The 7,843-nt window shown below is 66.2% G+C and carries 7 protein-coding genes; 5 read left to right on the top strand and 2 right to left on the bottom strand.

Annotated elements, in window-relative coordinates:
* Positions 1-400 precede the first annotated feature (400 nt).
* Together dapF and mtaB are read left to right on the top strand one after the other, a co-directional pair.
* Complete coding sequence (gene dapF, locus ACXJL8_RS27460; RefSeq protein WP_456620850.1) at positions 401-1,276, top strand: diaminopimelate epimerase; 876 nt, start codon at positions 401-403, stop codon at positions 1,274-1,276.
* Positions 1,276-2,529: a tRNA (N(6)-L-threonylcarbamoyladenosine(37)-C(2))-methylthiotransferase MtaB gene (mtaB, locus tag ACXJL8_RS27455; RefSeq protein ID WP_456620851.1), complete on the top strand. Its 1,254-nt coding sequence runs from the start codon at positions 1,276-1,278 to the stop codon at positions 2,527-2,529. Before dapF ends, mtaB begins: the two co-directional genes overlap by 1 nt.
* 204 nt (positions 2,530-2,733) lie before the next feature.
* Here mtaB and ACXJL8_RS27450 read toward each other — a convergent pair whose 3' ends face one another.
* Both ACXJL8_RS27450 and ACXJL8_RS27445 read right to left on the bottom strand, forming a co-directional pair.
* On the bottom strand, positions 2,734-3,843 hold the full coding sequence (locus ACXJL8_RS27450) for a DUF2336 domain-containing protein (RefSeq protein WP_456620852.1): 1,110 nt from the start codon (positions 3,841-3,843) through the stop codon (positions 2,734-2,736).
* A gap of 274 nt (positions 3,844-4,117) precedes the next feature.
* Positions 4,118-4,819, bottom strand: coding sequence for an RluA family pseudouridine synthase (locus tag ACXJL8_RS27445; protein ID WP_456620853.1), 702 nt, complete (start codon positions 4,817-4,819; stop codon positions 4,118-4,120).
* A gap of 60 nt (positions 4,820-4,879) precedes the next feature.
* Between ACXJL8_RS27445 and ftsY the strand changes: the two genes are divergently transcribed.
* The 3 genes from ftsY (at position 4,880) to ACXJL8_RS27430 (ending at position 7,756) form a co-directional block, all read left to right on the top strand.
* Positions 4,880-5,827 carry a signal recognition particle-docking protein FtsY gene (gene ftsY, locus ACXJL8_RS27440; RefSeq protein WP_456620854.1) on the top strand — a complete coding sequence of 316 codons (948 nt, stop codon included), beginning with the start codon at positions 4,880-4,882 and terminating at the stop codon, positions 5,825-5,827.
* A 3-nt stretch (positions 5,828-5,830) separates the two neighbouring features.
* Positions 5,831-6,433, top strand: a complete 603-nt coding sequence (locus ACXJL8_RS27435; protein WP_456620855.1) for a septation protein A — start codon at positions 5,831-5,833, stop codon at positions 6,431-6,433.
* Between the two features lie 75 nt (positions 6,434-6,508).
* Positions 6,509-7,756 (top strand): flavin monoamine oxidase family protein, encoded by a 1,248-nt coding sequence (locus ACXJL8_RS27430; RefSeq protein WP_456620856.1) that lies wholly within the window; start codon positions 6,509-6,511, stop codon positions 7,754-7,756.
* Positions 7,757-7,843: the final 87 nt, after the last annotated feature.

The raw sequence follows: 7,843 nt of genomic DNA, 5'->3' as shown, positions 1-7,843 counted from the left end.
CCGGCGAGGGCGTTGCCACAGGCGCGGGCGAGGCGCTCGCGGCCGGGGCGGGCGATGCCGAGGGCGCCGGCGAGGGACTGGCCGAGACAGCCGGCGCCGGGCTCGGGGTTTGTGCCCAAGTGCCGGAAGCGCCAAGCGACAGGGCCGCTGCCGGGATCAGCGCGGCCACAGCGAGACGACAAAAGCGATTCATTCTATTCTCCCCAAAACCTTACGTACCAAGGCCTTAACCCACCAAGGCCTTAACCCGGCCGCGCGTCCCCGGATTGCGCGAACTGTGCCGTTCTAACACGCGAGCGCCGAATTCGTCCCATGACAGATGCGTCATGGCTCTCACAGCAAATCACTGGTCAAGCCGCCAAGGATCGCCATATAAGGCAGGCGAAATTCGGGAAATTTCATGAGCGCGCTGGCCAACCACGCATTTGCCAAGATGAACGGCATCGGCAACGAGATCGTCGTTGTCGACATGCGCGATTCCGCCGCGCCGGTCACGCCGGACGATGCCCGCGCCGTCGCGTCCGCCGAGGGCGGCGTGCCCTACGACCAGCTCATGGTGCTGCAGAAGCCGCGGCTCGACGGCACCGAAGCCTTCATCCGCATCTACAACAATGACGGCTCGGAGGCCGGCGCCTGCGGCAACGGCATGCGCTGCGTGGTGCGGCGCATCTTTGAGAAGACCGGACAGGCCACCGCGACGTTCGAGACGGCCGCGGGCCTGCTCAATGCCTGGCAGGGCCCGGCGCCGGATCTCTACACCGTCGACATGGGCGCGCCGAAGTTCGGCTGGCAGGACATTCCGCTGGCGGAAGAATTTCGCGACACCCGCTACATCGAATTGCAGATCGGGCCGATCGACAATCCGATCCTGCATTCACCCTCGGTGGTGAGCATGGGCAATCCGCACGCGATCTTCTGGGTCGACGACGTCAACGCCTACGATCTCGAGCGCTTCGGTCCGCTGCTCGAGAACCACCCGATCTTTCCCGAGCGCGCCAACATCACGCTCGCCCAGATCGTCGACCGCGAGCACATCACGATCCGCACCTGGGAACGCGGCGCGGGCCTGACCAGGGCGTGCGGCTCGGCGGCCTGCGCGACGGCGGTCGCCGCGGCGCGCCTGAAGCGCACGGAGCGCAATGTCGAGATCACGCTGCCCGGCGGCAAGCTCGGCATCGAATGGCGCGAGCGCGACGACCACGTGCTGATGACGGGCACGGCGACCTTCGAATATGAGGGCGCGTTCGATCCGGCGCTGTTCGCGCCGGTCGGGTAATGGGCGTCGAGGTCGTCACCTTCGGCTGCCGCCTCAATGCCTTCGAGGCCGAAGTGATCCGTCGCGAGGCCGAAGGCGCGGGGCTGTCCGATACCATTGTCATCAACAGCTGTGCCGTCACCAACGAGGCGGTGGCGCAGGCACGGCAGTCGATCCGCAAATTGAAGCGCGAGCGTCCGCAGGCGCGCATCGTCGTCACCGGCTGCGCGGCGCAGACGCAAAGCCGGATGTTCGCCGATATGGCGGAGGTCGACCGCGTCGTCGGCAATGACGACAAGATGCGCAGCGATGCCTGGCGCGAGGCGCGCGACGCATTCGACATCGGCGCCAGTGACAAGATCGCCGTCAGCGACATCATGGCCGTGAAGGAGATGGCGCCGCATCTCATCGACGGCTTTGCGAGCGGCCTGCCGCGCGTGTTCGTGCAGGTGCAAAAYGGCTGCGACCATCGCTGCACCTTCTGCATCATTCCGTTCGGCCGCGGCAATTCGCGCTCGGTGCCGATGGGCGCCGTTGTCGAGCAGGTGCGAGCACTGGCCGCGCGCGGCCATGCCGAGATCGTACTCACCGGCGTCGATCTCACGAGCTATGGCGCCGATCTTCCGGGTGCACCAAGACTCGGCATGCTGACGAAGCAGATCCTCCGACACGTCCCGGAGCTGAAGCGGCTGCGCATCTCCTCGATCGATTCGATCGAGGCAGATTCCGATCTGCTCGATGCCATCGCCGACGATGCGCGGCTGATGCCGCATCTGCACCTGTCGCTGCAATCCGGCGACGACATGATCTTGAAGCGCATGAAGCGGCGGCATTCGCGCAGCGATGCGATCGCGTTCTGCGACCAGGTGCGGCGCCTGCGCCCGGACATCGCGTTCGGCGCCGACATCATCGCGGGATTCCCGACCGAAACGGAGGAGATGTTCTCGCGCTCGCTGGATCTGGTCGAAGAGTGCGGCCTCACCTTCCTGCACGTCTTCCCCTATTCGCCGCGCCCCGGCACACCCGCCGCGCGCATGCCGCAGGTGGCGGGCGGCGTGATCAAGGAACGGGCGAGGCGGCTGCGTGCGGCTGGCGAAGCGGCGTTGCGGCGGCGGCTGCAAGCCGAAATGGGCGCAACACGCGAGGCGCTGATCGAGAGCGAGTCGCAGGGGCGCACGGAGCATTATCTGCCGGTGGCGGTTGCGGGCGCGCGCGTCGGGAGCGTGATGCCGATCAGGATCGCGGGCAGCGATGGCGAGCGACTGATGATGTGACTCGGTCGCTGCTCCCTCAATGTCGTCCCGGCGAAGGCCGGGACCCATACCGCGTGATCCATCGATTGCGGGTGGTCCGCGTACCGAACGACTAATCTTCGCTAAACTTCTCCCTGTGGTTATGGGTCCCGGCCCCCCGTGCGCAATTGCGCACCAGGCCGGGACGACACTGGGAGTGTGGATGCGCCGTACTAGAACGCGCCCCTACAACGCCCTGACCTGCCAGAACCGCAGCGTCCGCCGCGCGTTCTCCGGGGTCATGCGGACGAAATGGCCTTGCGCCTTGGCGAGGTCGGCGGGCTTCATCGCGCCGGTGGCGTAGCGGCTTTCCAGCACGGCGGCGGTGGTTTCCCAGCTGAGCTGTGCGGCCTTGCAAGGCACCAGCAGGCCGTCGTCGCGCAGGCTCTGCATCAGCGGGCGAATGACCTCGACGGTCGATCCGGACAGCGCGGCCAGGGCCGCGACGGTTTCTTCGTAGCGCCGCTGCGTGGCGAAACCGAGCAGCGTCGCTTCGCTGAGCTGGCCTGAGGCCTTGAGATTTGCGATGGCGCGCTTGGCGCCTTCGAAGTCGCGGACGCCCGACATCTCGCGCTCGACGCCGACGGTGACGGCTGCGATCGCGCTCTGGATCTCCTCGAACAGATGCGGCGGCGCGCGTGACAAGAGCCGCGTGCGAACGGCATCCGTGGCCGAGCGCAGCAATTGGCGGCGCAGCTCCGACGGCAGGTCGACGCGGACGCCGATACTCACGGCAAGCTCGGGATCGGACTCGGCCTGTCCGACGATGACGGCAAATCCGCCTCCCGAGACGCGCGCCCCGGGATTGGCGGCAAGCCGCCGGCTGACACTGGGATAGCGCCGCGCCAACAATGCGTCGGTGACAATCTCCTTCAGCCACCAGCGGCCGGCGACTGCGAGCAGATGCGACTCGCCCTTGCTCGCCGCGATCTGCATCAGATCGCCGTCGTCGAGGCGCGCGGATTCCTGGAGCACGGGACCGGCGATGCGGATCTCGTCATTGTTGGCGAGGCGGCGGATCACCGACGGCGGTGCCTGTGCGATCGGCGCGAGTTGCGCACTGATTTCGGCCAGCGCGATGCGCGCGCCCATGTCGGCGATGGCGCGCAGCTCGATGGTGCCGATCAATCTCTCGAGCACGTCGTCGAACAGCGCGATCTGCTCGTCGTCAAAACTGCCGGCGGAGGACAGGAACAGGTCGGTGACGCGCCGGACCGTTTCCAGGCCCTTTTCCGCCGAGCCGAGCCGAATCGCGGATTCGACTTCGTCGATGATCGATAGCTCGGCCTTGGACATGACGCGCGGCTCGTCCTGAGCGGATTGACGGAAGCTTGTTCTAAGCAGCCGTTATCATTAGAGGCGAGCACTGAACGTTTCGTAAACCATGGCTCGGAATGCGGTAGCTTCAGCGAGATGCCGCCGCGGAGGAGCTGCGCTCCCTCTCCCGCTTGCGGGAGAGGGCTGGGGAGAGGGTGTCTCAGCAATCGAGAACCCCCAAGAGGAGAGAGCCCTCACCCGCGCCTTCGGCGCGACCTCTCCCGCAAGCGGGAGAGGTGAACGACGGCGCCGCCTATTCCCCATTCCACCCGCAGGCGCGGAGCCGCTCATGCATATGGGGTGGGGCCGGCGCCACCACGCGGACCGGCTCCTTGTTCCGGGAGATCGGCACCACGATCTCGCGGGAATGCAGATGCAGCCGCGGCTCGCCGAAGCGGGGGCCGTTGCCGTAAATGTTATCGCCAAAGATCGGCCAGCCCGTTGCGGCCGAATGCACCCGCAATTGATGGGTCCGGCCGGTGACCGGTTCCATGGCAAGCCAGGTCAGGCCTTCGCTCCGGCCCATCACTTTCCAGTTGGTGACAGCCTTCTGGCCCTCGGAGTCCGGCTTCTGCCACCAGCCGCGCTCGGCATTGAGCCGGCCGAGCGGCATGTCGATGGTGCCTTCGTCCTCGGCAGGACCGCCCTCGACCACGGTCCAGTAGGTCTTGCCGATCTTGCCATGCTTGAACAGCAGGCCGAGCGAGGCGGTGGCCTTGCGGTGGCGGCCGAGCACGAGGCAGCCCGAGGTGTCCTTGTCGAGCCGGTGGGCCAGCACCGGCGGCCGCGGCAGGCCGAAACGGAGGGCGTCGAACGAGGCTTCAAGATTGGCGCCGCCCTTGGGGCCGCGATGCACCGGCAGGCCCGCCGGCTTGTCGATGACCAGCATCAGCCCGTCGCGATGGAGCACGCGCGCCAGAATTTCGTCGGCGGTCAATTCGGGAACATCGAGCAATTGCAGGACTTTCGGTCAAGACTTTCGTTTACGGGCCGGAACGGCTAACACACCGCCATCATGAACGATACCACGTCAGACCCCCCCAAGCTGAGCTGGTGGCGCCGCCTGTCCAACGGGCTGAAGCGCACCTCGTCCTCGCTCGGGACCGCGGTCGCCGACCTCGTCACCAAGCGCAAGCTCGACCGCGCCATGCTCGACGACATCGAGGATGTGCTGCTGCGCGCCGACCTCGGCACCCAGGTTGCGGTCCGGATCGCCGAGGCCGTGGGAACGGGACGCTATGACAAGGCGATCTCGGCGGACGAGGTCAAGGACGTCGTCGCGACCGAGGTCGAGAAGGTACTGTCGCCGGTAGCAAAACCGCTCGAGATCGAGGCGGGCAAGAAGCCCTTCGTGATCCTCGTGGTCGGCGTCAACGGCTCCGGCAAGACCACGACCATCGGCAAGCTCTCGCAGAAGTTTGCGTCCGAGGGCCGCAAGGTGATGCTGGCCGCCGGCGACACGTTTCGCGCAGCCGCGATCGAGCAGCTCAAGGTGTGGGGCGAGCGCACCAAGACGCCGGTCATCGCCGGTGCGCAGGGCTCGGATTCGGCGAGCCTCGCCTTCAACGCGCTGACCGCGGCGAAGGAGCAGACCATCGACGTGCTCCTGATCGACACCGCCGGGCGCCTCCAGAATAAAGCCGTGCTGATGAACGAGCTCGAAAAGGTCGTGCGCGTCATCCGCAAGGTGGACGACACCGCGCCGCACGCGGTGCTGCTTGTGCTGGACGCCACCGTCGGCCAGAACGCGCTGTCGCAGGTCGAGGCGTTCCACCGCACCGCCGGCGTCACCGGCCTCGTGATGACGAAGCTCGACGGCACGGCACGCGGCGGCATCCTGGTGGCGCTCGCTGAAAAATTCAAACTGCCGGTGCACTTCATCGGCGTCGGCGAAGGCGTCGACGATCTCGCGCCGTTCACCGCGCGCGATTTCGCCCGCGCCATTGCCGGAATCGAAAGCTAAGGAATGGACAAGACCCAGCCGCATCCGTTGTTCAAGCTCGCGACCGAGCTCGGTCCGCTGCTCGTGTTCTTCTTCGTGAATGCGAAGTTCAATTTGTTCGCCGCGACCGGCGCCTTCATGGTCGCGATCGTCGCGGCGATGATCGCCTCCTATGTGGTGACGCGCCACATCCCGATCATGGCGATCGTCACCGGCGTGATTGTGCTGGTGTTCGGCACGCTGACCCTGGTGCTGCACGACGAGACTTTCATCAAGGTCAAGCCGACCATCATCTACGGCCTGTTCGCCGCGATCCTCGGCGGCGGGCTGCTGTTCGGCCGCTCCTTCATCGCCGTGATGTTCGACCAGATGTTCAACCTGACGCCGCAGGGCTGGCGCATTCTCACCTTGCGGTGGGCGCTGTTCTTCGCGGGCATGGCGGTGCTGAACGAGATCGTCTGGCGTACCCAGAGCACGGATTTCTGGGTGAACTTCAAGGTGTTCGGCGTAACCCCGCTGACCATGATCTTTGCCATCGCGCAGATGCCGCTGACCAAGCGTTATCATCTTGAGCCGGTATCGCTGGAGGCGAGCGAGGCCGAGGCGGGGGATGTGAGGAAGCGGTAGCGCTTTCCCGAGGGTGATAACGGCCTAGCGGTTGGGCATCTTCTGCCGCTCCGGCGAACATGCTAGAGCCCGCCCATGAGCTCCCTTCCCTCCTCCGTCGACGTCGCAATTATCGGCGCCGGTGCCGCGGGCCTCGGCGCGGCGCACGCGCTGCACGGCTCCGGCCTCTCGGCGATCGTGCTGGAGGCGCGCAATCGCATCGGCGGCCGGGCCTGGACCGTGCAGGCCTCGCCCGAAGTGACCTTCGACGTCGGCTGCGGCTGGCTGCACTCGGCGGACAAAAACTCCTTCGTTTCGATCGCGCGGCAGCTCGATTTCGAGGTCAACAAGGACCTGCCGCCCTGGCGCGAGCGCGCCTTCGGCACCGCCTTTCCACAAGCCGAGCGTGACGATTTCATGCGCGCGATGGACGCGTTCTATCAGCGTCTTTGGCAGGCCGCGCAAAAGGGCAAGGACGAACCTGCGAGCTGGAGCCTCGAGCCCGGCAATCGCTGGAATCCCATGATCGACGCGGTCTCGACCTACATCAATGGCTGCGAACTGAAGGACATGTCGACGCTCGACTGGGATGCCTATGAGGACAGCAACCTCAACTGGCGCATCCGCCGCGGCTACGGCGCGCTGGTCGCAGCCTATGGCGCGAGCTGCCCGGTCGCGCTGAACTGCAACGTCACGCTGATCGATCATTCCGGAAAGCGCATCCGCCTCGACACATCGCAGGGCACGCTGACCGCGGACAAGGTCATCGTCACGGTGCCGACCAATTTAATCGCCGATGAGGCGATTCGCTTCTCGCCGCCGCTCCCGGCCAAGGTGGATGCCGCGGCCGGCCTGCCGCTCGGCGTCGACGACAAGGTGACGCTGGCGCTCGACGATGCGGAGGCCTTCCCGAAGGAAGGCAATTTGCGCGGCGCCACCATGCGCACCGCGATGGGCACCTACCACATCCGCCCGTTCGGTCAGCCCTGCATCGAAGGTTTTTTCGGCGGCAGCTTTGCACGCGAGCTGGAAGACGCCGGCGATGGCGCCTTCGCCGCGCAAAGCATCGACGAGATCGCAGGCTTTCTCGGCAACGACATCCGCCGCAAGCTGAAGCCGCTCTGCGAGTCGCGCTGGGCGCACGATCCATTCGCCAGAGGTTCCTATTCGCACGCATTGCCCGGCCATGCCGGCGACCGCGCCGTGCTGGCGGCGCCGGTCGATGGACGCCTGTTCTTCGCGGGAGAAGCGACGTCGCCGAACTTCTTCACGACGGCGCATGGGGCAAGGGACAGCGGCGAGCGGGCGGCGAAGGAAGTGTTGGCTGCGATTGGAGAGCGTTAGTCTATCTCCAACGTCGTCCCGGCGAAGGCCGGGACCCATACCGCGTGATTTCCCGATGAACCGCGGTGCTCGTACCGCGGATTGATC

The sequence above is a fragment of the Bradyrhizobium sp. P5_C11_2 genome, assembly GCF_054049755.1.
The sequence above is the reverse complement of the archived record's forward strand: the minus strand, read 5'-3'. Positions and strand labels throughout refer to the sequence as shown.

Excerpts from the sequence above, each read along its gene's own strand:
- dapF (WP_456620850.1), top strand. The coding sequence starts at position 401 with ATGAGCGCGCTGGCCAACCACGCATTTGCCAAGATGAACGGCATCGGC.
- ACXJL8_RS27450 (WP_456620852.1), bottom strand. The coding sequence starts at position 3,843 with ATGTCCAAGGCCGAGCTATCGATCATCGACGAAGTCGAATCCGCGATT.
- ftsY (WP_456620854.1), top strand. The coding sequence starts at position 4,880 with ATGAACGATACCACGTCAGACCCCCCCAAGCTGAGCTGGTGGCGCCGC.
- ACXJL8_RS27435 (WP_456620855.1), top strand. The coding sequence starts at position 5,831 with ATGGACAAGACCCAGCCGCATCCGTTGTTCAAGCTCGCGACCGAGCTC.
- ACXJL8_RS27430 (WP_456620856.1), top strand. The coding sequence starts at position 6,509 with ATGAGCTCCCTTCCCTCCTCCGTCGACGTCGCAATTATCGGCGCCGGT.